The 25,754-nt window shown below is 62.3% G+C and carries 17 protein-coding genes; 7 read left to right on the top strand and 10 right to left on the bottom strand.

Going from position 1 to position 25,754, the window contains the following annotated elements:
• Positions 1-98: 98 nt before the first annotated feature.
• On the bottom strand, positions 99-518 hold the full coding sequence (locus tag Q4543_RS15975) for a Fur family transcriptional regulator (RefSeq protein ID WP_303439834.1): 420 nt from the start codon (positions 516-518) through the stop codon (positions 99-101).
• 388 nt (positions 519-906) lie between these two features.
• On the opposite strand from Q4543_RS15975, the gene Q4543_RS15980 reads away from it, so the two are divergent.
• The 4 genes from Q4543_RS15980 to Q4543_RS15995 all read left to right on the top strand — a co-directional run bounded on the left by Q4543_RS15980 (position 907) and on the right by Q4543_RS15995 (position 4,512).
• Complete coding sequence (locus Q4543_RS15980) at positions 907-1,812, top strand: metal ABC transporter substrate-binding protein (protein WP_303439756.1); 906 nt, start codon at positions 907-909, stop codon at positions 1,810-1,812.
• A gap of 110 nt (positions 1,813-1,922) precedes the next feature.
• A complete protein-coding gene (locus Q4543_RS15985) occupies positions 1,923-2,807 on the top strand; it encodes a manganese/iron ABC transporter ATP-binding protein (protein ID WP_303439836.1) in 885 nt (294 codons plus the stop codon).
• Positions 2,804-3,667 carry a metal ABC transporter permease gene (locus Q4543_RS15990; protein WP_303439759.1) on the top strand — a complete coding sequence of 288 codons (864 nt, stop codon included), beginning with the start codon at positions 2,804-2,806 and terminating at the stop codon, positions 3,665-3,667. The genes Q4543_RS15985 and Q4543_RS15990 overlap by 4 nt, the downstream gene beginning before the upstream one ends.
• A complete protein-coding gene (locus Q4543_RS15995) occupies positions 3,664-4,512 on the top strand; it encodes a metal ABC transporter permease (RefSeq protein WP_303439762.1) in 849 nt (282 codons plus the stop codon). Before Q4543_RS15990 ends, Q4543_RS15995 begins: the two co-directional genes overlap by 4 nt.
• Before the next feature lie 112 nt (positions 4,513-4,624).
• Here Q4543_RS15995 and Q4543_RS16000 read toward each other — a convergent pair whose 3' ends face one another.
• The 3 genes from Q4543_RS16000 to Q4543_RS16010 form a co-directional block, all read right to left on the bottom strand.
• Positions 4,625-8,977: a Calx-beta domain-containing protein gene (locus tag Q4543_RS16000; RefSeq protein WP_303439765.1), complete on the bottom strand. Its 4,353-nt coding sequence runs from the start codon at positions 8,975-8,977 to the stop codon at positions 4,625-4,627.
• A gap of 324 nt (positions 8,978-9,301) precedes the next feature.
• Complete coding sequence (locus Q4543_RS16005; RefSeq protein ID WP_303439767.1) at positions 9,302-10,066, bottom strand: class I SAM-dependent methyltransferase; 765 nt, start codon at positions 10,064-10,066, stop codon at positions 9,302-9,304.
• Positions 10,067-10,110: 44 nt separating this feature from the next.
• Complete coding sequence (locus Q4543_RS16010) at positions 10,111-11,103, bottom strand: NAD(P)-dependent oxidoreductase (RefSeq protein ID WP_303439769.1); 993 nt, start codon at positions 11,101-11,103, stop codon at positions 10,111-10,113.
• A gap of 356 nt (positions 11,104-11,459) precedes the next feature.
• Between Q4543_RS16010 and Q4543_RS16015 the strand changes: the two genes are divergently transcribed.
• Positions 11,460-12,563 carry a glycosyltransferase family 2 protein gene (locus Q4543_RS16015; protein ID WP_303439772.1) on the top strand — a complete coding sequence of 368 codons (1,104 nt, stop codon included), beginning with the start codon at positions 11,460-11,462 and terminating at the stop codon, positions 12,561-12,563.
• Positions 12,560-13,483 carry a glycosyltransferase family 2 protein gene (locus tag Q4543_RS16020; RefSeq protein WP_303439774.1) on the top strand — a complete coding sequence of 308 codons (924 nt, stop codon included), beginning with the start codon at positions 12,560-12,562 and terminating at the stop codon, positions 13,481-13,483. The genes Q4543_RS16015 and Q4543_RS16020 overlap by 4 nt, the downstream gene beginning before the upstream one ends.
• A gap of 7 nt (positions 13,484-13,490) precedes the next feature.
• Here Q4543_RS16020 and Q4543_RS16025 read toward each other — a convergent pair whose 3' ends face one another.
• From Q4543_RS16025 to Q4543_RS16045, 5 genes are all read right to left on the bottom strand, one after another.
• Positions 13,491-14,321, bottom strand: a complete 831-nt coding sequence (locus tag Q4543_RS16025) for a sulfotransferase (protein WP_303439776.1) — start codon at positions 14,319-14,321, stop codon at positions 13,491-13,493.
• 46 nt (positions 14,322-14,367) lie between these two features.
• Complete coding sequence (locus tag Q4543_RS16030) at positions 14,368-16,545, bottom strand: polysaccharide biosynthesis tyrosine autokinase (protein WP_303439778.1); 2,178 nt, start codon at positions 16,543-16,545, stop codon at positions 14,368-14,370.
• Positions 16,546-16,620: 75 nt separating this feature from the next.
• Entirely contained in the window at positions 16,621-17,661 is a 1,041-nt protein-coding gene (locus tag Q4543_RS16035; protein ID WP_216002837.1) for a glycosyltransferase, read from the bottom strand.
• Positions 17,662-17,729: 68 nt separating this feature from the next.
• Entirely contained in the window at positions 17,730-18,641 is a 912-nt protein-coding gene (locus Q4543_RS16040; RefSeq protein WP_303439783.1) for a glycosyltransferase family 2 protein, read from the bottom strand.
• Positions 18,642-18,819: 178 nt separating this feature from the next.
• The gene (locus Q4543_RS16045) at positions 18,820-20,085 is read right to left on the bottom strand and encodes a polysaccharide biosynthesis/export family protein (protein WP_303439786.1); all 1,266 of its coding nucleotides are present in this window, start codon (positions 20,083-20,085) and stop codon (positions 18,820-18,822) included.
• On the opposite strand from Q4543_RS16045, the gene Q4543_RS16050 reads away from it, so the two are divergent.
• Positions 19,991-21,304 carry a glycosyltransferase gene (locus Q4543_RS16050; RefSeq protein ID WP_303439789.1) on the top strand — a complete coding sequence of 438 codons (1,314 nt, stop codon included), beginning with the start codon at positions 19,991-19,993 and terminating at the stop codon, positions 21,302-21,304. The two genes, Q4543_RS16045 and Q4543_RS16050, sit on opposite strands and share 95 nt — an antisense overlap.
• 116 nt (positions 21,305-21,420) lie before the next feature.
• On the opposite strand, the gene Q4543_RS16055 is transcribed toward Q4543_RS16050, so the two are convergent.
• Positions 21,421-24,906, bottom strand: a complete 3,486-nt coding sequence (locus tag Q4543_RS16055; RefSeq protein ID WP_303439791.1) for a G8 domain-containing protein — start codon at positions 24,904-24,906, stop codon at positions 21,421-21,423.
• Positions 24,907-25,754: the final 848 nt, after the last annotated feature.

Below are 25,754 nucleotides of genomic sequence, written 5' to 3' on the forward strand. Positions count from 1 at the left end.
ATGCTGCTTGCGTTTCGACATCTCTGATCTCCTTCTCGTCGAAGATCAGCAGACTGCAAATCATAGCTTATGTCAGTGTCCGAATTTCGGGGGGTAGCTCATTTCTTTGCTCTCACGTAGATCTCGAAGCGATGCCCGACGATATCGAAACCGTGCTCATCGGCGATCTTTTTCTGAAGCTCTTCGATCTCATCGCAGCGAAATTCGATGATTTCATCGGTCTCGACGTTGACGAGATGATCGTGATGTTCCGAGCCGCCCGCCTCATACCGCGCGCGACCGTCGGCGAAGATATGACGCTCGATCAGACCGTAACTCTCGAGCGTGTTCATCGTGCGATAAACCGTGGCGATCGAAATGCTCGGAGCGAGCCTGACAACACGCCGGTGAAGCTCCTCGGCATTCGGATGGTCGGGGGAGTCGGACAGGATCTTGAGGATGATCCGTCGCTGCTCGGTCACCCGCATGCCTTTTTCCTTGCAGAGCTCTTCCAGCTTTTTCTCGAGATTTTCTGTCATTCCGCCCGCTTCTTGCGTTTTTTCGTCACCCGGCATCGATGCGCCCCCGAGACTGGCTCGCAAGATAGCAGGTCGGCCCGGAGGGGTCATTACCGGATACGCTTCGGGCCTGGGTCTCCATGTTTACGACGGTTGCATGTGGTGTTGCCAGGACAGGGTAGGGTGCAGATCCCAGACGAAGCTGTGATCCTGCGCGACGGGTCCGTGGCGTTTTTGATCTTTTGGAGAAAAGGGGCTGTGCCATGGGCCAGCCTGGGGAGGTGCTATTATTGCGAATGAATTGCAGTTGCAATGCGTGCGCGATGCGCTATCACTATTGCGACTCACTCTCAATTATTGTGCAGGCGGTGGGCGCCAGAGATTTGATTGGACCATGAAAGGACCAGCTATGACTTTGACGATGATGCGGCTGATGGGGGCGGTGGCGGTAACGGCGCTGACGAGCGGCGCCGCATTCGCTGACGAGGAGCGGATGAAGGTCGTGACCACCTTCACGGTTCTGGCGGATATGGCGCAGCAGGTGGCAGGCGATGCGGCGGATGTCGTCTCGGTGACGCGGCCGGGGGCCGAGATCCATGGCTATCAGCCAACGCCGCAGGACATCGTGCGCGCGCAGGGGGCGGATCTTATCCTGTGGAACGGCATGAATCTGGAACTGTGGTTCGAGCAGTTCCTCGCCAACCTGAAAGATGTGCCGTCGGTGACCCTGACCGAAGGCATCGAACCGATCCCGATTGCCGCGGGGGCCTATGAGGGGCTTCCCAACCCGCACGCCTGGATGGGGCTTGATAACGCGCTGATCTATATCGACAACATCCTCAAGGCCTTCGTCGAGAACGACCCGGAAAACGCGCGGATCTATGCCGAAAACGCCGCGGCCTATAAGGAAGAACTGCGCGCCACGCTCGAACCGTTGCGCCAGCAGGTTGCCGCGATCCCCGAAGCGCAGCGCTGGCTGGTGACCTGCGAAGGCGCGTTCAGCTATCTCGCGCGGGATTTCGGCATGCGCGAGCTGTATCTCTGGCCGATGAACGCCGACCAGATGGGCACGCCGCAACAGGTGCGCGCGGTGATCGACGGCGTGCGGGCAAACGATATTCCCGTGGTGTTCTGCGAGAGCACCGTCAACACCGCCCCAGCCGAGCAGGTGGCGCGGGAAACCGGCGTGCATTACGGCGGGGTGCTGTATGTCGACAGCCTGTCGGAACCCGATGGCGCGGTTCCGTCCTATCTCGATCTGCTCAGGGTCACGTCACAGACGGTGGCGGATGGCCTTACGGCAGACACGCACTAAGATCTTCCTTGAAGAAACAGCCTGCTGGGCAAAGGATCGCCCGGCAGGTCTTTGCCGTTCGAGGGACCGACCTCTCCAACAGAAGGCGCAAGATGAAACATGACATGCAGATGAATGACGCGATACCCTCCGAAGGGTTTGGTCCCGGAAGCGGGATCGAGGCGCGGGATGTGACTGTAAGCTATCGCAACGGCCATACCGCCTTGCGCAACGCCACGTTCGAAATTCCCCGCGGCACGGTGACGGCTCTTGTGGGGGTGAATGGGTCTGGGAAATCGACGCTGTTCAAGGCGATCATGGGCTTTGTTCCCGCGGCCAAGGGCAACATCCGCCTGCTTGGCCTCGACGTCAAACAGGCGCTCAAGCGCAACCTAGTTGCCTATGTGCCGCAATCCGAAGAGGTCGACTGGTCCTTTCCGGTTCTGGTCGAGGATGTGGTGATGATGGGCCGCTACGGGCATATGGGCTTTCTGCGCCGCCCCGGTCAGGCCGACCGCGACGCGGTGGACAGGGCGCTCGGGCGCGTGAACATGCTGGAATTCCGCCACCGCCAGATCGGTGAGCTGTCCGGCGGGCAGAAAAAGCGCGTCTTCCTTGCCCGCGCGCTGGCGCAGGACGGTCAGGTGATCCTGCTGGACGAGCCGTTTACCGGCGTTGATGTAAAGACCGAAGACCAGATCATCGCCCTGCTGCGCGAATTGCGCGACGAAGGGCGGGTGATGCTGGTCTCGACCCATAACCTCGGCACGGTGCCGGAATTCTGCGACCGGACGGTTCTGGTGAAAGGCACGGTTCTGGCCTATGGGCCGACGAAGTCCACCTTTACCCGGGAAAACCTCGAAGCAGCCTTTGGCGGCGTGCTGCGGCATTTCACCCTCGGCGGCGCGGATCTGCATGATGATGACGATACGCGCAAGCTGTCGATCCTGACCGATGACGAGCGGCCCTTCGTGCAATATGGCAACAAGACCAAGGTGGTGGAAGAGCAGCAATGAGCACGCTTCTCGAACCGTTCACCTATGGCTACATGACCAATGCCATGTGGGTTTCGGCCCTTGTCGGCGGCGTCTGTGCCTTCCTGTCGTCTTACCTGATGCTCAAGGGCTGGTCGCTGATCGGCGATGCGCTGTCGCATTCCGTGGTGCCGGGGGTGGCAGGGGCTTATATCCTTGGTCTGCCCTTCGCGCTTGGCGCCTTCATCTCGGGCGGGCTCGCGGCGGCGGCGATGCTGTTCCTGTCGGACCGCTCCGGGCTGAAGGTCGATGCGATCATCGGCATCATCTTCACCTCCTTCTTCGGGCTGGGTCTGTTCATGGCTTCGGTCAATCCGATGGCGGTGTCGATCCAGACCATCACCATGGGCAACATCCTTGCCATCACCCCGGAAGACACGCTGCAGCTGGCGCTCATCGGCTTTGTCTCGCTCGCGATCCTGCTGCTGAAATGGAAAGACCTCATGGTCGTCTTCTTCGACGAAAGCCACGCGCGGTCGATCGGCTTGCGCCCCGGCCTGTTGAAGGCGGTGTTCTTCATGCTGCTCTCGGCTTGCGTCGTGGCGGCGATGCAGACGGTCGGGGCCTTCCTCGTGATTGCCATGGTGGTGACACCGGGGGCCACCGCCTATCTGCTGTGCGACCGGTTCTCGCGGCTGATCCTGACCTCGGTCGCCATCGGCACGATCACCAGCTTTGTCGGCGCTTACGCCAGCTACTTCCTCGATGGGGCGACGGGCGGGATCATTGTCGTTCTGCAAACGCTGATCTTCTTGTGTGTCTTCATCTGGTCGCCCAAGCACGGGCTTCTGGCGGCGCGGCGCAAGGCCGCGCAAGCCCTTCAGACGGAGGTGGTGCAATGATGGACACGCTGCTTTTGCCGTTCCAGTTCAGTTTCATGCAGAATGCCTTTCTGATTTCGCTGATCGTTTCGGTCCCCACGGCGCTGCTGTCCTGCTTTCTTGTGCTCAAGGGCTGGGCGCTGATGGGGGATGCGGTCAGCCATGCGGTGCTGCCGGGGATCGTGCTGGCCTATATCCTTGGCTTTCCGCTGATCCTCGGGGCGTTTGGCGCGGGCATGGTGACGGCACTCGCCACTGGCTTTCTCTCTGACAACAGCCGGGTGAAGCAGGACACCGTGATGGGGGTGGTGTTCTCGGGCATGTTCGGGCTGGGGATCGTGCTCTATGTTTCGATCCATACCAACATTCATCTCGATCATATCCTGTTCGGGAACATGCTGGGCGTCGGAACCGAGGATCTGTGGACTGCCGGGCTGATTTCGGCCTTTGTCAGCGCTGCGCTGCTGCTGAAATGGAAGGATCTGATGCTGCATGCCTTCGATCCGGCGCAGGCACGGGCCTCGGGGCTTCCCGTCGGGTTGCTGCATTACGGCCTGCTGACGATCCTGTCGCTGACCATCGTGGCGACGCTGTCAGCCACCGGGCTGATCCTTGCCGTGGGCCTGCTGATCACGCCCGGCGCGATTGCCTTCCTGCTGGTGCGCAGCTTTGGCAAGATGCTGGCGGTGTCAGTCGCGGTCTGCATGTTTGCGATGCTGGCGGGGACCTATCTCAGCTTCTTCCTCGACAGCGCGTCCGCGCCAACGATCGTGCTGATCCTGACGGCGATCTTTCTGGTGGCCTTCGTGCGCAGAGCGTTGCTGACCCGGCGCGCCTCCTCCGGCAAGGCACAGATTCAGAGCTAGGGGGTCGGCGCCCGCAGGCGCACGGCGATCTTCGCTACACGCGCAGAGCAAGGGCAGCGGCGGTTGCAACTCATCCAAACCGGCCCGGGCGGGATGCGCCCGGGCCGCTTGCCTAGAGAAAGGCGATGGTCGCGGTTTCCAGTTCGGTGGCGGTTACCCCCTCGATCAGCACAGACCCGGTTGCCCAGGCCAGCAACACGCCATCGGCCTGATCGGTGACGCTCAGATCCGACAGATCCGTGACACCGACCCGCAGCTCCAGTTGATCGTCTGCCAAGGTAAAGTCGGAGATGACATCGGCGCCGGTGCCGCGTCCAAAGACAAACATATCCTCTCCGGCACCGCCGGTCAGCGTGTCGTCTCCGGTGTTGCCAACAAGCCGGTCGTTCCCCAGATCGCCGTTCAGGCTGTCATTGCCGCCGCCGCCGTTGATCCGGTCGTTCCCCGCGCCGCCCCAGACCGTATCGGCCCCGAAGGCCCCGCCTTGGGCAGTGTCGATATACAGATCGTGGCCATTGCCAAGAAAGGCCCGGTCGGTGCCGTTGCCGCCTTCGACACGATCATTGCCATTCTCGCCGTAGAGCGTGTCCGCGCCGCTGCCGCCGACCAGCGTGTCGTGGTGGACGCCGCCGCGCAGCACATCATTGCCATCCGCGCCGACAAGCGAATCCCGCCCGCCGTTGCCGTACAACAAATCATCGCCGCCACCGCCATTGATCGTATCATTGCCGCCATCGCCCCAGACCGTATCCTGCCCAACCGCGCCGCCCTGAGCGGTGTCGGTGTATAGATCGTTGCCAAGCCCGAGCCGCGCCATGTCGGCTCCGTCGCCACCGCGCACCGTGTCGTTCCAGCCGCCTGCGAGCAGCAGGTCGGCGCTGGCCCCGCCCTCCAGCAGGTCGGCCCCGTCGCCGCCGATCAGCGTATCGGCGCCGCCCTCGCCGAACAGCGAGTCATTGCCAAGACCGCCTTCGACGCTGTCATCGCCAAGCTGGCCATGCACAAGATCGTCGCCGCCGCCGGTCGAGATCGTATCGTTGCCGGAGCCGCCCCAGACCGTGTCGGCCCCTTCGGCGGTGTTCTGCGCCGTGTCGGTGTAGACATCGTCGCCGCCGCCAAGGAAGGCACGATCACGCCCGTCGCCGCCCCAGACGCTGTCGTTGCCGTTGTCTCCCCACAGACGGTCTCTGGCAGTGCCGCCGTGCAGTTGATCGGCGCCGGTGCCGCCGTGCAGGCTGTCGTTTCCGCCGCCGCCCTGCAAGGTGTCCTCGCCGTCCTCGCCCCAGAGCACGTCATTGCCCGCGTCGCTCGACAACAGATCGTTGTCGCCCCCGCCGAACAGCGTATCATTGCCAAGGCCCCCGCGCAATGTGTCGCCCCCGGCTTCGCCGCGCAGCAGATCGGCGCCGTCTTCGCCGACAAGCAGGTCGTTATCGAGCCCACCCCAAAGCCGGTCATTGCCCGGGCCGCCCCAAAGCCGGTCGCGCCCGGCGTTGCCGAACAACGTATCGGCGCCGAACCAGCCAAACACCGTGTCATTGCCGGCCAGCGCGTCGATGTTGTCGGCCCCCATGGTGCCGATCAGCCTGTCATTCATCGTTGTGGGCGTGCCGCCATAGCCCGCGCCATCTTCGATGCTGACGGTGACCGACGGGATGGTGCCATTGACATAAGTGCCTGCCCGCGCAGTGAAATTGAGCTGAAAGGTCTCGGTGCCCTCGACCAGATTGTCGCTGCGGGTACGCACCAGCACGGTGGCGCTGGTCTGTCCGGGAACAAAGGTGACGGTGTCGGTGACAAGCGTGACATCGTCGCCAAGCGTCGCGGTGAATCCGGTGGCGGTGACGTCGAAGGTTTCCGCCGTGGTCAGCGGCTGCGACAGCTGCACCTCGACGGCGCGCAGGAAGGTGCCGCCATAGCCCTCGAACACGGGATCGGGCGAGGCCAGCAGCATGGTGTTCGACCCGGCGCCGTCATCATCAAGGATGGTCGCGTTGGCGCGCAGCGTCGACACGCCGCCCGCAAGGCTGGCGTTGGACGATTCATCATACAGCTCGATGGCGAAATTCTCGTCGCGCTCGTCGCTGCTGTCGCTGCGGGAGTAGACGTAGATGCTGGCGGTCGTCTCGCCCGCGGCAAAGGTCACCGTGCCGTTGTTTTGCGACCCGCTGGATGCATAGTACAGATCGTCGTCGTCGGCCGAGCCGCTCAGAAGCGTGCGGTAATTGACCGTGACCGCATCGGTGGCCGGTTCGGACAGGGTCACCACAAAGCGCATGTACTCGCCTTCAAATGCGGTGCCGTCGGCAATGGTAATGATCGGCCCTTCGCCGCTGTCGTCATCGAGAAGGGTCGCGGTTCCGACCAGCCCGCGACTTCCCAGCGACACGCCGGAGGGCGGAGTAACGACAAGCGAAAACGCCTCGGATGGCTCTGAAAGCCGATCCCCGAAGACGGGCACCGCAACGCTGGCGCTGCTCTGGCCCGGGGCAAAGGTGACGGTGCCGGACCGCGCCTGATAATCCTGCCCGGCGGTCGCGGATCCGTTCTGCGTGCTGTAGCTGACGGTCAATGCGCTTGTCGCGGGCTGAGACAGGTCGATCTGGAACAGGGCCAACTGGCTGCCGCTGTCACCTTCGATCAGCACCGGATCGGACACGAACAGATCGAGGTTCGACCCGGTGCCGTCGCCGTCGTGAATGACGGCGTTGGCGCGCAGCATCGCCGCATTGCCTGCCAGCGCGGTATTCGAGGATTCATCGAACAGCTCGATGGTGAAATTCTCGTCGCGCTCGTCGTCACTGTCGTTGCGGGAGTAGACATAGATGCTGGCGGTGGTCTCGCCAGCGGCAAAGGTCACCGTGCCGTTGTTGTTGTTGCTGGTCGGGGCGTAGTACAGATCGTCCTCATTTGCGGTGCCGTTCAGCAGCGTGCGGTAATTGACCGTGACCGCGTCGGTGGCCGCTTCGGACAGGGTCACCACAAAGCGCATGTACTCGCCTTCAAGCGCCGCGCCATCCGCGACAGAGATCACCGGCCCCGGGCCGCTGTCATCGTCGAGGATCGTCGCGGTTCCAACCAGCCCACCCGTTCCCAGCACCACGCCAGAGGGCGGCGTTACCACCAGCGAAAACGCTTCCGATGGCTCAGAGATCGTGTCGCCAAAGACCGGCACGGCAACGCTGGCGGTGGTCTGACCCGGTGCAAAACTCAGGCTGCCCGATTGTGCGCCGTAATCCTGCCCCGCCGTGGCCGTTCCATTGGCTGTATTGTAGCTGACGGTGATGGCGCTCGACGCGGGCTGCGACAGGTTGATCTGGAACAGCGCGATCTTGCTGCCACTGTCGCCTTCGACCAATATCGGGTCAGAGACAAACAGATCGAGGTTCGACCCGGTGCCGTCGTTGTCTTGAATGATGCCGGTCGCGCGCAGTACGGCGGCATCATCCGCCAGCGCGGCATTTGAGGATTCATCGAAGAGCTCGACAGTGAGATACTCGTCACGTTCATCGTCGGATTCGCTGCGGGTGTAAATGATAATGCTGGCGGTGGTTTCCCCGGGGGCGAAGGTCACCGTACCGTTGTTGGTGCTGCTGGTCGGGCCGTAATACAAATCGTCATCATTGGCGGTGCCATTCAACAGCGTGCGGAAATTGACAGTGATCGCATCAGTCGCCGGTTCGGACAGGCTTACCACGAAGCGCAGCGCGTCCCCTTCGAGCGCCGCTCCGTCCGCGATCGAGATCACCGGACCGGGGCCGCTGTCATCGTCGAGGATCGTCGCGCTGCCCACACGCCCGGCAGTGCCGATCTGCGCCCCAGAGGTCGAGGTGATCACAAGATCGAAGGCTTCGGAAGGTTCAGAGATGGTGTCGCCGATGATTGGCACTGTTACCAAGGCGACGGTCTGCCCGGTGAAGGTGATCGAGCCGCTGCGCGCCTGATAATCCTGCCCCGCGGTGGCGGACCCATTGACGGTACTGTAGTTGACCGTCAGTGCTGTCGAGGGGATCTGCGACAGCCGGACCTCGAACACCGCGTTGCGGGTGCCGCTGTCCCCCTCGACGATGACCGGATCGGAGATGAACAGATCTAGGTCCGACCCGCTGCCGTCGTCATCAAGGATAACGCCGGTGGCGCTCAGTGTGTTTCCGCCGCCTACGAGGTCTACATTGGCGGATGGATTGAACAGCTCGACCACGAAGTTCTCGTCGCGCTCGTCGCTGCTGTCACCACGCGCGAAGACGTTTACGGTCGTGGTGGTCTCGCCGGGGCTGAAGGTGATCGTGCCGTTGTTGGTGTTGCTGGTCGGGGCGTAATACAGATCATCGTCGTTGGCGGTGCCGGTGGTCAGGGTGCGCCACTCGACGGTGGCCTCGTCGGTCAGCGCCTCCGACAGTGTGACGGTAAAGGTGACATATTCGTTTTCAAGAGCGGTGCCGTTGGAAATATCGATCGTTGGCATGGGTAATCCCCGTCATTTTAACTGGTTAAAGTACACGCGAACCGCAAGGAGGGTGCGCAAAGCTGGAATTTTACCGTATCGAAAGGGGTTGCAGGCCCGACACCGGGGCGGGCGCTGTCTTTGAAATGCCAAAGGCATGATTGTCGATGCCAGCATCGCGCAAACCAAACCACACTCGATACCTACGTTAATGAATCGTTAACCCGACTTCCCAAACGGTACGCCGCAGCTTTGCGTCGCGTCAACATTTTGTGAGCAACCGGCGGGACGCGACGACACCAATTTGGGCCCTGCGTGATGGACGCCGCGATTTCGCTTTTGCCATCAATCCCTTCGTACGGCCCTCAGGATGACCGGATTGCCGATCCTGTCGGACAGCCCGGCAAGCTGCGCAATCCGTTCAAGCGCCGAGGAAATCCTGGGTCGCTTGAGGGTCCGGTGCAGCACCATGGGAAAGACGAACTGGCCGGTCTCGCGAATGTCACAAAAGCCGTGGCTATCAAGGGCGGCGTGCATGTCGCGGCGGGCAATGGTCCGATAGCGGCGCGTATCGCCCTCGACTTTCTTTTTCAGCCCAAAGAGCAGCGGCCCTAGCAGGTTGGCACCGCCCGGAATCGGATAGTCGAGGATCACCGCATGCCGGGCGACCCGCGTCAGTTCCGACAGATGCTGCTGCCAGTCGGCGACATGGGCCAGCATCCGGAAAGACGTCACCACGTCGAAACTGCGATCGGCGAAGGGCAGGGCGGTCAGACTGCCGATCTGCGTTTGGAGGTCGGGATGCGACAGGTCACGAACACGGCCAAGCGCCTGCTCGCAGCTGGCAAGCACGCAGACCGGGTGGCCACGGGGCAGCAACGCATCGGCCACCTGCCTGTGCCCACCCCCGACGTCGAGCACCCGTGCCCCGGGCCATGGCGCGATCATCTGGCGCAGGATTTCGGTCTGGCGCGACAGCAGCCACGTGCCGGCCACCCCTTCGAAGCGGCGCGCGTAGCGTTCGGACGATGAATCAAGGTCTGGCGCCTCTGCGCCGATGTCCGGCTGCGCCAACGGGCCGCCATTCAGATCCGTGTCTGTCGTGTTCATATCACTCAATACCCAACCAATCGAAATGTCTGAAAAAGGCAGTCTCAGGACGGCGTCAGATAGCCCCGTTCGGAATAATCCTTGATGATGTCGGCAACCTCGCCGGAAAAATCCTGTTTCGGTTTGAACCCGAGCTGGGCGCGCGCCTTCGAGATGTCGAAGGCGCGGTTCTTGAGAAAGAACGACACGCGCCGGGGAAACAGCGGCGGTTCAATGCCAAAGGGCTTGCACAGCGTCTCGGTCACATGCGCCAGCGCCATCACCGGGCCGGTTGGAAGATGCAGGCCCGGTTCTGGCACGTTCAGCTGTCGCGAGATCTCCTGAACCGTATCCTTGAGGGTCATGTACCTGTCGCCGCCGATCAGGTAGGCCTCGGCGTTGATCTGCGTGGCCTGCATGGCCAGCACGAAGGCCTCCGCCAGATCGCGCACGTCGATCCAGTGGGTCAGCGCCAGACCTTTGCCGACGTAAAAGAACTTCTTCTGCGCGATCATCCGGAACAGCTTAAGCGTCCGGGTGTCGCCGGGGCCATAGATCATCGCCGGGCGCAGCACCGCACCGCTGATCTGCCCCGAATTAAAATAGGACATGGCGATGTTCTCGCCGGCAATCTTGGATTCCTGATACAGATCGCCGGGGTTGAACGGCATGGTCTCGTCGCCGGGCGGGTTCGCGACGTGGCTGTGCACGCCGTTGGTCGAACAATGCACGATGCGCGGAACGCCCGCTGCAATCGCCGCCTCAAACACGTTCTGCACGCCCGCGACATTGACATCGTGAAACGCCTTGTCCGGCACGTTGGCCTGCCGGAACAGCGCCGCAACGTGATAGACGCCGCTGATGCGCTGCATGGCAGCGGGCAGCGTTTCGGGTTGCGTGATGTCGGCGATGATCACCTCGGCATAAGGTTCAAGCGCCGCCGCCTGTGACGCCTTGCGCACCATGGCGCGCACCGCGATGCCCTTTGAATGAAGATGGCGCACAAGGTGCTCGCCAACAAATCCCGCCGCTCCGGTTACCAGATAAAGACCTTGCATACCAAACCCTCTGAAGCCCGTGAAATTCGGACAGGGACAGTGTGGGCCGCGTTGGATTTTCTGGCAAGACCGGGACGCGAAGTTTGCCGATTCAGACTCGCCCGCAAAAACTGGCGGTGAAGATATCATCCGTGCCGGCTATTTCCGGCGCGGCGCGCGTGCCCTGCAGCGGATTTTCGGCGTTCAGAGCCTCGGCGCGCAGCTGTGCCTTGCAAAGACGAATTGTCTGCCGGTAAGCTTGGCCCCAAGGTCATTTCGATCAAACTGCGCCCGGTGTCATCCTGTCTTTGATCGGGACTGTATTTGTATTTACCCCCGGTCTTCCGGGGGGTTCCAGTGCACGAGGTTGCTTGACCATGTTCCGGACCGTCACTCTGCGCGCCTGCCACGGGCAGCATGGCGATGATCGCAGCGCCTATCGAGCGTCGCTGCCACGCAGAGATCCGGCGATGAATGCGCAGGATCCCGTGATGCATCCGAAGCCAGATGTGCTGCCCGCCGAGGTTCTGGTGGGCATCCCGGCGCTGAACGAGTCCGCCCATATCGAGGCCTGCCTGCTATCGCTGCTTGGCGACGATCCCTTCATGCAGGACGTGACGCTGATCGTCGCCGACGGCGGCAGCAGCGACGACACCCGCGAGATCGTCCGGCGCCTTTCGACGCGCCTTGCGAACCTGCGCCTGATCGACAACCCGGCAAAGCTGCAAGCCGCCGCCATGAACGCCATCGTCGCAAAGGCCGGGCCACAGCACCGGTTCCTTGTGCGCTGCGACGCCCATGCGGCCTATCCGGCAGGCTATGTGCGGGCGGTCGCCGAAAGCCTTGCGCAGCGGCCCGAGGCGGCATCCGTCGCGACGGTGATGGATGCGGTCGGCGAGGGATGCTTTGCGCGTGCGGCGGCCTGGGTGGTCGACACGCCGCTCGGGTCGGGCAAATCGGCGCATCGGGGCGGAACGCAGTCGGGTTGGGTCGATCATGCCCATCACGCCGGTTTCCGGCTGGACTGGTTCGGCCAGATCGGCGGTTACGATCCGGCGTTTTCCCACAATGAGGACGCCGAGCTTGATCACCGTTTGGGTCTTGCCGGAGGGAAAATCTGGCTGGATGCCGATATCCGGCTGGATTACCGGATGCGCTCCACGCTGCCCAAACTGTTCAGGCAATACTGGAACTATGGCCGGGGTCGCGCCAGAACCGTGCTCAAGCACCGGATGCGGCCGCGGCTGCGCCAGATTTTCCCGGTGCTCGCCGTGCTTGGCATCGCGGCGTCTTTGGGGCTGGGGCTGTTCTGGTCTCCGGCGCTGCTGCTCGCGGGCAGCTATGCTGCGTTGATGGTGGGGGTCTCGCTTGCGGGGGCCGTCGCGTTGCGCTCGGCCTGTGGTCTGTTGGCCGGGCTGGCGATGGGCGCGATGCACATCGCCTGGGGGCTGGGGTTCCTGCGACAGGTGATCTTGCGATGAGCGCGCCGTTTCACCGGGTTGACGCCTTGCTTTGCACCTTCCGGCGGCCGGAAGTGCGTGACACGCTGCTCTCGCTCGAGGCGCTGGACCTGCCCGCAGGCATCGATCTGCGCATCGTCGTGGCCGACAATGACGACACGCCGAGTGCGCGTGAAATCGTCTTTGAAACGGCGGCGCGGATGCGCCTGCCGGTGCTCTACCTGCACGCGCCGGCCTTCAACATCTCGGTTGCGCGCAATGCCGGGCTGGAGGCGGCTTCGGAGCGACAGGCCGGTTGGGTCGCCTTTCTCGACGATGACGAAAGGGCCGATGCCGATTGGTTGGCGCGGCTTGTGGCCCGCGCGAGGGAAACCGGGGCCGACGCGGTATTCGGCCCGTCGCTGGCCGAATACGGCCCGGATGCGCCGGACTGGATACGCGGTCAGGATTACCATTCGAACCGGCCGGTGCGCCGTGGCACGGTCGTGCAGACAGGGCACACATGCAATGCGCTTTTGCGCTGGAACAGTGCCGCATGGCGCGATCAGCGCTTCGACGTGGCACGCGGCAGGGCAGGCGGCGAGGACACCGAGTTCTTTTTTCGCCTGCACCATGCGGGGGCGCGGTTCGAGATCGCCGAAGACGCGATCGTGCGTGAAGGCGTGGCGCCGTCCCGGATGACCTTTGGCTGGATTCTGCGCCGCAAGTTCCGCTCGGGGCAAAGCTATGCGGCGGGTGCGCAAGGTTGGAAAAGCCGGGTGGCGCGCTGCGGGCTGGCGTTTGGCAAAGGCCTGTTCTGCGCCGGTACGGCGGGGCTGTTCGCGGCGTCGCGCGCCGAGCGCAATCGCTGGCTGTTGCGCGGGGCCCTGCATGCGGGCGTAGTCGCAGGATGCCTGAACCTGCGGCAACCGCAGATCTACGGTCTCGATTCCCGACCCTGAGCCGCCGTCACACCTGCCAGGAGTCGAAAGGCAGCCCGGACAATACGCGAAAGGCGCGGGCATCGGGGGCCAGCCGTTCTGCGATCTCGGCGCGCAGTTCGGGCCCGATTGCAGGGGCAGACCGGTTCGGAGCGACCGACAGCAGGTTGCGCGCCTTGTCCCGCGCGCCCCGGCTGATGTAGCGATCAAAGCGGCGCAGGCCGCGACTGCGCCATGCGCGCTGTACGAAACCGGGCAGGCGCGCGTTCGATGCTGCGTCGTTGAAGGTGGGAATATCCGCGATACCGTAGCGAGAGACGCCGACGAAATCGACCACCCCATCCATCACCGACTGAGGGTCACGGCGCATCTCGTCGAAGTCGATGATCAGCAGCTGTTCGCGGGCGAAGTGTTCCAGATAGGCGTTGATCTGCATGGTGTAGCGGCTGGTTTCAAGCATGTTCTGCCCGACCCGCGAGGCCATGAGTTCCTCGGGTTTGACCCGCGCGGTTCCGGTGCTCCAGGCATGTTGGTAATGCGAGATCAGACGATCGACAGGGTCGCGCGCCAGAAAGATCAGCCGGACATCGGGCAATATGCCGTGTATGCGCGCCGGAACGCCGCGCCACAAATGGCACATGGCGTAATTTGGCGACGCTTCGCCGTAAATCGAGTATCCCGGATCGAACTGGCTTTGATACCATGACATTCCAAGCGGGAAGTTCATTTTAGGAACGAAGAAATCGGTTTCCTTCATCCGCGACATACCAATTTCGGGATGATTGGACAGATGATGATAAAGAGTGGTCGTGCCGGCGCGCATTGCGCCGATCACGATCAGGCCGGGAAGGAGTCTCATAGGTTTCATCCAAACTCCCTGTGATATTCTGGCTCCGACAGGTGCATTATACGTACTTGTATTTCTTCTGCGGTGCCTGCGGCGACATGGACAAAACGCTGATCATTTGCTGAGGATCAAGCTTTGCAAGGGATTCAAGCGCCGTCTCGACGGTGCCGGCATCCATGCCCCAGCGCACCATGAATACAACCTGATCCGCGGCACGGATCATCGGCGAGGCGTCGGATACCGGGGTCAGTGGCACGGTATCGAGGATCACGGCGCGGTAGCGCTGCTTGAGATCCCTGAGCAGATCTTCCATCGATTCCGACAGCAAAAGCCCTGCAGGATCGCCAAGACCCGAACGGGCGGTCAGCACATCTGCGCCGGAGTCCGGATCCTTGCGAATGGCGGCGTCGAGCGGCAGCTTGCCAGTCAGGACGTCGATCAGATCTGGGGTCGAGGTCATGTTCATCCGGCGCGCCAGCGACGGGCGCCGCAGGTCGGTTTCCACGAGGATGCAGCTCACGCCCATCTGCGACAGCGAGCGGGCGAGCAGAATGCTGGTCGTGGTCTTGCCGCAATCGCTTTCGCTTGAAGCAAAGGTCACGATGGTGCCGACTCCCTTTGGCATGCCCAGCAGCAGCTGGCTGCGCAGGGAGCGGATGCTTTCGGAAAGTGGACCGAGCGGCTGGCGACGCACATGGTTCACCGGGTTTGCCGTGCGAAGCATGAACCGCCGCGCCCTTGGCTGAACCAATACCGTGCCGCCGGTCAGCGCCCTAAGCTGCATGGCGCTGCGCAGGGCATTGTCGGTCAGCGCCATCATGAAGACGATGCCCATGCCGGCAAACACCCCGCCGATGCCACCAAGCGCCACCGACATCGATTTGCGCGGCGCGATCGGCGAGGTGGGCACGTCGGCGTAGGAAATGACCTGCGAGTCGCTTTCCTGAAGATCGACGCTTTCGCTGGTCTCGGTGAATTTGTCGAGGAAGGTGGTATAGACCGCCTGCTGCGCCTGGTAATCCCGCTCGAGCTGGGTCAGGCGCACCTCGCGGCCGGCCTGTTCGATGGCGCGGGCTTCAAGCTCGCGCAGCTCGGCGCGCAGCACATCGACCCGCGCGGCGGCGAGATCGACGCGCTGCGCCTGCTCGTTGCGCAGGCGGCGGGCCTCTTCGGCGATGGTCGCTTCGAGCCTGTCGATGGCCGCAACCGTCTCGACGGTCTGGGCGGTGTCTGCGCCGAAGCGTTCCAGCAACAGATCGCGGCGCTGACGCAGGCTGACAACTTCGTTCTGCAGGCTGTCCAGAAGATCGGACTGGAACAGGCCGGTCGCCGCAATGGCACCCTCGCGTTCGATCAGGGAATCGATCCCCGCAAGATCCGACTGCAACTCGGCAAATTCCGCCGAGGCATCGTTGACGCGCCGCGACAGGTCTCCGATCTGCTGGGTCAGAAGTTCGCTGCCGCCAAACCCTTCGGCGAGGTTGCCGGTCCGGTAGTCGATCACCGCCCGTTCCGAGGCCTCGAGCTTGTCACGCATGCCGCTGATCCGCGTTTGCAGCCCGGTGGTCACCCGACGCAGACCCTCGAACTTGCGGTCAAGCTGGTCGTCCATGTAAACATCGACCACCGCATTCGGGATGGCCGAGGCAAGGAACCTGTCGGTCGACGAGAATTGAATGTCGACAAGGTTGGTGTTCCCGACCTGCCGCACCGACAGGTTGGTCTTCATCTCACCGACAAAATCCGCCTCTTCGCCAAGCAGCTCGCGCCCGGTGCGGGCGGCCAGAAGCACCGGATCGGTGGTTTCGCCGCCAGCTTCGGCATCGCCCATATCCGGCGGGGCGACGCCAAGAACCCGCTTGAGCGCCTCGACCGCCGCGTCGGCCAGTTGCACCAGAAGCGACGGGTCGGGTTCTGGCGGGCGCAGCGCGGTGTTGAATTCGGGGCGCGTTTCAAGCTGTAGCCGTTCCGATACCTTCGACAGCAGACGCCCGGAATTGATGATGGCGATTTCGCCAGCAATCGCGTCGTCGTCGATTTTCAGATCTTGAATCAGCGCGCCCAGCACCCCGTCCGCACGGTTCGATTGCCCCATGAGGATCTGTGCCTTGGCAGCATAGGTTGGTTCGACCTCGAGCACGATGATGGCGGCAATCAGCGCGCCGGCAAAGCTCGTGGCAGAAATGATCCACCAGCCCCTTTTCAGAATCCTGAAAATGCTGCCGAAATCGATCACTGTCTCGTGTCGATCAGATTTCGCTGGAGGGTCCATGGTTCGTGTCGACAGGGGAGGTTGCCAGTTCAAGTTTATCTATCCGTCATTGGAAAACGCACGTGGTGAGATCACGTTAGACGTATTCAGTCCGCCGGTGTCCGAAAGGTCGGCCCCGGTGATGATCTCTCGTACGGCATATTGTTTAAGACGCCGGGAATTTGCGAAGATTACGATCTCGCCAACAAGTCCGATGGCCACGATCTGCACGCCCATCACCACCATCAGCACGGCAAAGATAAGCGCAGGGCGATCCGCGAGCGGCTCGCCCATCAGCTTCTGTCCGATCAGCACCGCCGTGGCCAGCATGCCGAAGACAAAGATCGGCATGCCGATCGCGCCGAAAAAGCGCAGCGGGCGGCGCAGGAAATTCAGCACGACGTAAAGCGTGATCGCATCGAAAAAGGCCACGAAATGCCCCAGCGGGCGGAACACGTAGCGGGCGGGCGCCTTGCTTCCAGAGGATGCGCTGCGCAGTTCGACCTCGGTCAGCTTATAGCCACGCAGCCCGGCGATCACCGGAATGAAATGCTGGCGCACGCCAAATCCGGTCACGTCGTCAAGCACCGCGCGCCGTGCCAGACGCGTGCGGCAGAAGGGATCGCTGGGGCTATGTCCGAACAGACGCGCCAGCAGGCGCGTGAAACGCCGCCGCCGCCAGCCCTGCCAGCCATCCTGCGGCCGGTTCTTCCGCGCCACGGTCAGCATGTCGGCATCGCCCAGCATCTCGGGAAGACGGGGCAGATCTTCGGGGGCCACCTCGGGCCATCCGGCAAGGGTCAGCACCAGCTCGCCGCGCGCCCGGCGCATCGCCACGGTCAGCGCGGCGTCGTCGTCGCGCCAAGGCCGCTGCCCCAGCACCAGAAGTTCGGGCCACTCGTCGCTGAGCTGGTTCAGCGCGGCCATGATCGTGCCATCGCGCCCATCGGTGGCGCAGATCACTTCGTAGGGTCGATCCATGGCGTCTAGGTCGGGCCGGACGCTGGCCAGTGTCTCTGTCAACTCTTGCATCGGCTCTGCGGCCACGATGACCGACAGAAGCCCGGGGGGTGGTTTGTCGATGGATCCGCCAATTGTCATGAAAACCTCTTACGCAAAGTGCTGATGATAAAACTACAAGGCCCGCCCGGATGGCCAGCACGCCATACTTATGGCTCGCGTTGCTGAAATATGGCCCCGGTAACCAGGCCAAGGAACAGCAGGAAGACCGCCAGCGTCACCAGCAGTCCGACCACCGCCGTCTCGACGACAAGATCGGGTCCGCCCATCGTGAGGGCCGCGAAAAGCGCCATGGCCGCCGACAGGGCTGCGGCCCCGGAAAAGCGCGCCAACGGGCGGCGGGTGAAAATTTGCAAAGTCTTGATCGAGATAAGATCCAGCAGCACCTTGAACACGCGCGACAGGCCGTATTTCGACACGCCAAAGCGCCGTGCGTGATGGCGCACCCCAACCTCGGCCACCCGAGCCCCCATCTGCGTCGTCATCGCGGGAATAAAGCGATGCATGTCGGAATAGAGCGGGACGCGCTTGATCACCTCGGCCCGGTAGACCTTGAGAGAACACCCATTGTCGCGGATCGGAATGCCGGTGACCTTGCCAATCAGCCAGTTGGCGATCTTCGAGGGCAGCTTGCGCGTCAGGAATTTGTCCTGCCGGTTGATGCGATAGCCGACCACCAGATCATAGCCTTCGTCCAGCTTGCTGAGCATCATCGGAATGTCGAGCGGATCGTTCTGAAGATCGCCGTCCATGGTCACGAGATAGCGTCCGCGCGCATGGTCGATCCCGGCCATCATCGCGGCGGTCTGGCCGAAGTTGCGCTGGAACCGGACCACGACCAGCCGCGGATCGGTCTGAGCGATTTCGGCAAGGCGCGCGACCGAGCGATCGCTTGAGCCGTCGTCGACAAAGACCAGCTCGAACGAGCGCTTCATCGGCTCCAGCGCCGAGACGATCTCCTTGTGCAGGAGTGCGACATTGTCTTCTTCGTTATAAATGGGCACGCAGACCGAAACCTCGGGGGCGCTGCCGGAAACTGATGCGGTGTATTCCAGTGGCATGGATACGCAGCCTCTTTGTCCATCAAAAACCGGGTCCGACCGGGGGACAGTGACCCGATAATCAGACCCGCACATTTACCAATTGCGCCAACTGTAGCACAGTCGCTTTCTATCGCGACCTTTTTCCGCAGCCAAACGGATTTGCCAATAGGCCTCCGGCAAAACGCCTGTTTCGGCGTCAGTTTCCGCTTGCGCCAAGCTGCGCCTCGACCTCCAGAACATCGGCCGGAAACAGCCGTGCCGTCGCGTCGACCTGCATGCTCTCTTCGCTGCTATTGCCCTGCCGGGTGATCCGATAGCGCATTTGGACATCGGGCGCGCCTTGCGTCGTCGCCAGCATCGCCTCGGCGCCGACCAGCAGACGCAGATTGGTGTCCCGGCGCGCCGCGAGCCGCTCGCTCTCGGCCTCGCTCTGCTGCAACTGTTGCAGGATCTCCAGCCGCCTGTCGGCTTCAAGAGCGATTCGTTCGCGGTCGAGTTCCGACAGATTCTGCCGCGCCCGATAGATCGCGGTTTCCGTGTCCAGTTCGCGCGCCTCGAGGTTGATCAGCTGGCCTTGCAGGGTCACGAGATTGTCCGATCGCAACAGCCCGCGTTCCTGAAGCGTTTCGGCCTTTTCCACCGAACCGCGCGTCAGCGCGACCTGCTTGGTCAGCCCGACAAGCTTTTCCTCGAGCGCCGCAATCTCGGTCTGAAGCAGGGCGCCGCTGTTCTCGAGCGATTCGATCGCGCGATTCTGCCCTTCGCGACGGCTGACGAACAGGTCACGCTCGTGCGCGATGATCTTCTCTAGCGCCTCTGGCCCGTCGGGATGCGACAGGTCCTCGGGCGCGGTGAACATGCTGGCGCCGCTCATTTCTGCGCGCAGGCGGGCGGCGCGCACCGCTTCGCGGGTGGCATCAAGGCTCAGCTCCCGCAGGTTACCGACGGTGCGAACCGCGGCGCTTTCGCCCTCGAGCCCGTCGATCAGCGTGGTCATGGTGCCCCCCGCCAGCGCCATCGCCTGTTGCACGGTCAGACCGGGCGAAAACGGGTAAGCGCCGGGGCGGGCAACCGCTCCCAGCACATAGATAGGCCGGTACTCGACCACGGAAACCGAGACGCCGGGCTTGTCGACAAGCCCAAGGCGTGTCTGCAATTCGGTTTCAAAGGTTTCGGCAATATCGGACAGGCTGCGGCTTGCGGCGGGCACCGCGCCCACGATCGGCATCATGATCAAGCCGTCCGTGCCAACGGAGTAGGTGCCGCTGAGCGCGCTGAACTCGGAAAACTGCAGGGCGATGCTGTCCCATTGCACAATCCGCACAGAGATCTCGTCGCCCGTATTCAAACGGTACGTGTCTTGTGCAATGGCGGGGCCCGTCAGGGAAAAAAGCCCAAGCGTGGCAGCAAGGCGCAGCAGGTTTGTTGTGCGATTGCGACCTGTATGGAATAACTCGTTCATTCGGGTACCCGGGACTATGGCTTTTATGACCGTAATTACAGCAATTGTGCCGACCTTTAACCGCGCGAATTTCCTGCGCGAGGCCATCGACAGTTTGACCGCGCAAACACTGCCGGTCGAGGAAATTCTGGTGTGGGACGATGGATCTACCGATTCCACGCCGGAGGTGGTCAAATCCCTGTCGGGTCCGATCCGATATTTCCGCAGCGCCAATGGCGGCAAGGCCCGGGCGCTCAACGCGGCGATTCGCGAGGCCCGCGGGGATCTGATCTGGATCTGTGACGACGATGACATCCTGTTTCCGGACGCTGCGGAACGGCTGGTCGCGGCATTGACGCGCAACCCGAATGTCGGGGTCGCCGCTGGCAGCTACCGTCGCTTCCGCGACGATCCGTTGTCCGGTGAGCGGATCGAGAGCGGGCCGGGCTATTGGCCGGATCTGTCCCAAGGGTCGGTTCTGCGCCACCTTCTCGAGGATATCTTCCTGTTCCAGAACGCCACCCTGGTGCGCCGTGCCCTCTATGACAAGGTGGGGCCATTCCGCGAGGATCTGGCGCGGTCCATCGATTATGACATGATCGTTCGGCTTGCGCTGCACGCGCCCTTCGCCGTGATCGAAGAGCCGCTCTTCAAGCAGCGCAAGCATGATGGCGCGCGCGGTCCGGCAGCGGCGCGCCATGCGGCCGCCCAGTCGGACGCGGTGTGGAAAGACGCGGACCGCGCGCTGTTCGCGCCCTTTCGCGAGTCGATTCCCCTGTCTGTCTACGCCGGGCTGTTTGACGGCGCGCTTGCGCAGCGGGCCGGTCGCCTGCAGCGGGGCTGCGTGTTCGCACGCCGCACGGATTGGGAGAGTGCCCTTGAGGATTTCGAGGCCGCGGCGATGCTTTCGCCCGATATCGCCTTGTCCGCTGTTGAGGTGGCAATCTGCCGACGTTCGGTTGCGGGCAAGCATGGCATGGCCGAAGCCCTGACCGGGGCCAGCCGTTCCCGGCTTGGTCGGCTGGCCGGTTCCAGCCCGCTCGGAGGGCAAATCGCCAGCGCGATTGCACGCGGAGCGCTATGGCGGGGGCGGGCGGCGCTATCTTCAGGGCAGTTTGCGGCGGCGGCGCAGATCGCGCGGTTCGTCCTGTCGCCGACGTTGCGCAGCCGTGGGGCGCGGCCTGGCAGGCCTGCGACGCCGCTAACGGAGCGGGCCGAGCCACTGCAGCTTCTTGGCTGAAGCGTTGAGCTTAAATGTCTAACCCGCGCAGGCTGTGCTGCGCGGGCCATGACCGGCGCTGCGCCGACACAAAGTCTTGCCCCGGCGCAGGTATGGCGCCGGGGCTTGTTGCTGGCTCAAGCAAGCATCGAGTCGGATTCCGTGAAGATCACTGACTGATCCACCATGAAATCGGATTGTTCGACGTCGTTCAGAACTGCGAGCGCGTGAAAGGTCCCATCCACGTCGATGCCGACCCGAAGGCCCGGCTTGATGTCCTTGAACGAAACCGCATCCATCATTTCTGCCTCGTTGAAGCCCAAGACCTCGGCAATGCCGGAAAGGTCGATCTGGTCTCCCTCAGCCTGCGAGAAATCCGTAACGGTGTCGCGGTATCCGTCCAGCGTATCGGCGGTGAAGATGAAGGTGTCCGCCCCCATGCCGCCGGTCAGTGTATCGACATGCAGGTAGCCATCGATGAAATCATCACCATCGGTCCCGACAAGGGTATCCCGGCCTTCGGTCCCAAGCATGACGTCCTGCTCAACGGTCTCGCTGGTCTCGCTCGCGGCTTCCTCGGCCTCGGCCTCGGTTTCGGTGCCAGCGTCAGTGTCGGTTTCCACCGGCACGTCGGGCTGGCTCTGGGTCTCTTCGGCGCTGGTGTCCGGCTGGGCCTCTGCCGCGTCCCCACTCGTTAGGATCATCGAGTCCTGGATCGAGAAATCGGCTTCCTTCACGCCTTCCAGAGCCGCCAGCGCGTGGAATTCCCCGTCAAGCTCGATGCCGACGCGCAGGCCGGGCTTGATGTTCTTCACCGAGACAGCCTCCAGCATGGCGGCCTCGTCCAGCCCCATGGCATCGGCAATCCCGGACATGTCGATCAGATCGCCTTCGGCCGATGAGAAATCGGTGATCCAGTCGCGGTAACCGTCGAGCGAGTCGGCGGTGAAACGGAAGCTGTCCGCACCTTTGCCGCCGGTCAACGTGTCGGTGAGATAACCGCCATCCAGAATGTCGCTTCCGGCGGTTCCGATGAGCGTATCTCGGGCAGAGGTTCCGAGAATGACCGTGTCGTCGCTGCTGCCCGTGGTGTCGCCGCCGGTCGCACCGGCGGCGCTGTCATCATCGGGGGTGCTGTCCGTGGCGTCTTCATCTTCGTCGTCTTCGGCAGTATCGTCCGGCACGCTTGCTTGCGGTGCGTCGGGAGTGTTGTCGACGACGTCGCCCTTCGTATCCTCGTCGGTTGTGGTCTCGCCGGAATCGCTGTCCGTTTCAGCGTCAGGCATCTCCGTGCCCGTCCCGTGGTCGTCGGTGTCGGTATCGCTGTCGTCGTCTGTGGACGGAGTGGTCTTGCCGTTCGTCGTGTACCATTCCGGATTGTTGATCGTCGGCGTGGGATAGGAGTCGAGCATATACGGCGACAGCTCGGCCTCGGTCATGTTGACGACCTCGATCTCGATGATGACCGGGTGTTGATCACCTGTCAGACGGTCGGTGATCCAGTTCACCACCGGGCTCACCCAGGTGCCATCGTCTTTCTGGATGACCCCGTGCAGATCAAGGAACATCTCAAGGGTGAATTCGCGCAGCAGCCCGCCGGAAGAGGCCCCCAGGAGCAGGTCGATACCTTCGAAGTCCTTGCTCGTGCCCTGTCCACTCGGTGTCTTGGCAACCACGTATTCGTTGAAGTTGCGCACCCCGACGGAGTCGGTGATCGTGCCGGTGAAGTTCAGCGTGAGATCATTCTTGCCGATGGTCATGTCAGACCCGGCATCCGGTGTGAAGGTGATGGCCTCGATCGGCGTCAGACTGGAACTGTCGAGGATTTGCGGCAGAGCGTTGGTGTAGTCAATTCCGTGGAGGGTTTTGTAATAGTCGATCAGATAGCTCTCAAGCGCGCTGCTGCTTACGTTGCGCATCAGGTCGTCCTGATCGATATCGAGCCCGACATTCACGAAGTCCGTATCGATCAGCACCACTTCGTGGTTCAGGCCCCAGCTTTGGTAGCCGGTATCGAAATCAGATACTTCGACGTTGTTGAACACGACGGAAGACGTCTTGCGCATGATCGAAAAGCCGACGTCCGATCCCTGCCAGACCGAGTCAATGAACATGTAGTTCGACGCGTAGTTGTCCAGCGATACCGCCTTGCTGCCGCCCCAGACGGTAAATTCGCGGAAGACGCTCATCGTGTCGGTATCGTCAGAGAACTGGCGGTGGAACACCCGCAGGCCTTCGCCGGTGGCGATCGAGGTGTTGTTGTTGAAATCGACGATTGGCGGTTCTTCGTGATCGAGCGCCACGTCGAAGGGCGAGGGATCATAGGGCAGCTGTTCGCGTTCGAACATCTGGCGATGGATGCCGTCCTTGGGCGCCGAGGGGTTCGCCGCGTCTTCGGGGAATTCCTCGATTCCAAAGTAATTCCAGCCGATGGCCGCGTTTGCCGCGATATTGTCCTGCTGGATGATGACGCGCGACTGGTTCTCGTAGGCCGAACCTTCGACACCGACGGCGTCGTGCCCGCTTAGATAGGTGCTGGCGACCGAGCTTACCAGGTTGCCCGTCCACATCCCGGTTTCGTCGCCATCTTCGGACACCATGCCTGCGCCGACCGTGTCATAGATGATGCTGTCCATGATGTTGGCGTCCGACGAGTGCTGGACGATGCCCCAGCCCGGCGAGCCAGACACCGAGACGCCCTGAATCATGTTGCTCGGGCTGTCCGGGTCGGTGCCGATTTCGTGCAGGTGCAGCGGGTAGCGGCCTGTCGGGTTGGTCGACGTGCCGGTCGGGATGCTTTCGTCGGTGCGGCCGAGGTCGGTGAATTCGGCGAACATCGCCGAGTTTGCGTTCTCGCCGTGATCGACCATGTCATTCATCAGCATCACGTGACCGCGCACCCCATCGGGGTTCTCGGAGGTGAAGACCACATTGCGTGACAGGTTGCCCACATAGGTGGTGAAATCATAGCCGGCGGGCGGCTCGTGATCGTAGTTCAGCGGCTTGTCGAAGGTGACGGTCTGGCCTTTGACCGAAACGATGGTGCGTGTCTCGTCGGCGCTGCCGTCGCCGGTGCCGACGATCAGGATCGTGTCGCCGACCTTCCAGTTGGTCAGGTCGCCGTCCAGATCGACAGAGCTGGACCCGCGGCTGACGGAATTGCCGGAAATCTCGAGATGGCTTTCCTTGGCGGCGCCGTTGATGTCGACATGGCCCATGGCAACAAGCCCATGGCTCAGCATTTCGGGATCGGTGTCGGTGTCGATGGGCGTGTCGCGGAAAATGATCTGCGCGGTGACGTCTGCATCGACCGCCGTATCATGCATCGAGCCGATTTCGATCTGCGATCCCATGTCGGTGACAATGGTCTCGACCAGCATGGTCGTGTCCTGATCGGTGGCCCAGTCCAGCATCCCTGCGACCCGGACGGTCGCCAGCGGAGTCGTATCATCCACATCGTAATCGACGGTAATTCCGCTCGGGATGTAGACATGCGCCTCGGCGCCCGGAACCTGCCCGTTCTTCCAGGTCGACGGATCGGACCAGGCGCCGTCTTTCACTGCGACATGGGTCGCTTCGTCGACGGGAGCGAGCGCATCCAGCTGCGCAGCGTGCTCTGTCATCATAGGTATTTCCCTTCATTCTTTTCCGTGGGTCGCGCGAAGTGCTCAGAGTGATTGCACGCGACGATTTCGGTTGCCGTTGGCTCAACTGGATTGATGGCTCGGACCGCGATCGATCGCGGTTGAAGAGCGCACAAAGTTTCCGAATACGATGCCCATCCCCATGGACCCGCATTTCAAGCGAAGCTGACGGTATGATTTCCCTCTTATTTCAGACTTTTAGAGCCGTCTTTTATCTTGCGGTATTCGTGCCCGGTGACCCTGTCCCGTCGTTTAGTTTTCCCCATGGTTCAGAGCCTCAGACTGTTCTACCGTGTTACGTCCAACTGATTTTGCGGCCTGTCGCCCGCAAGAAACCGGCCCTTACGTTGGGTCGGGAGTGATGATCAAGAAAATCGAATGTGTCTCTTGGTGGAACCTCATGTGGCTGGCTGGTCTGACGGGGGTGACTGTTATCCTTGTGGGTGAAGAATTGGCTAACGGAAAACCTTGAACTTGCCTCGAATTCGCCGAATTGGGCGGTTTCGTGCCGACCCCGGTATGCTGATTCAGCCTGTCACGGGCTGCTGACACATAACCGCGTCTGCGGGCAAAAGGTTAATTTTGGCGTACTGCAACGGGTTGTCCCGATTGCCTATAAGTTGCCGCAAAGTCAGCGGGCCCTGAGCGAAGTTCTGCCCACAACATATGACCCATTTTGTGTCAGCTAAGATTTTGCCGATTCAAGCATCAGAATGAGGCGCTGCTGTCACGTTTCATGCGCTATGCGCATAAGATCCGGGGGGGGCGCGCACCTCGAAATACGTCGCATGACACGTCTTGCACGCTCAGAATCGGCGCGGCCGGAC

The sequence above is a fragment of the Salipiger sp. 1_MG-2023 genome, from assembly GCF_030547555.1.
Classification (GTDB): Bacteria; Pseudomonadota; Alphaproteobacteria; order Rhodobacterales; family Rhodobacteraceae; genus Salipiger.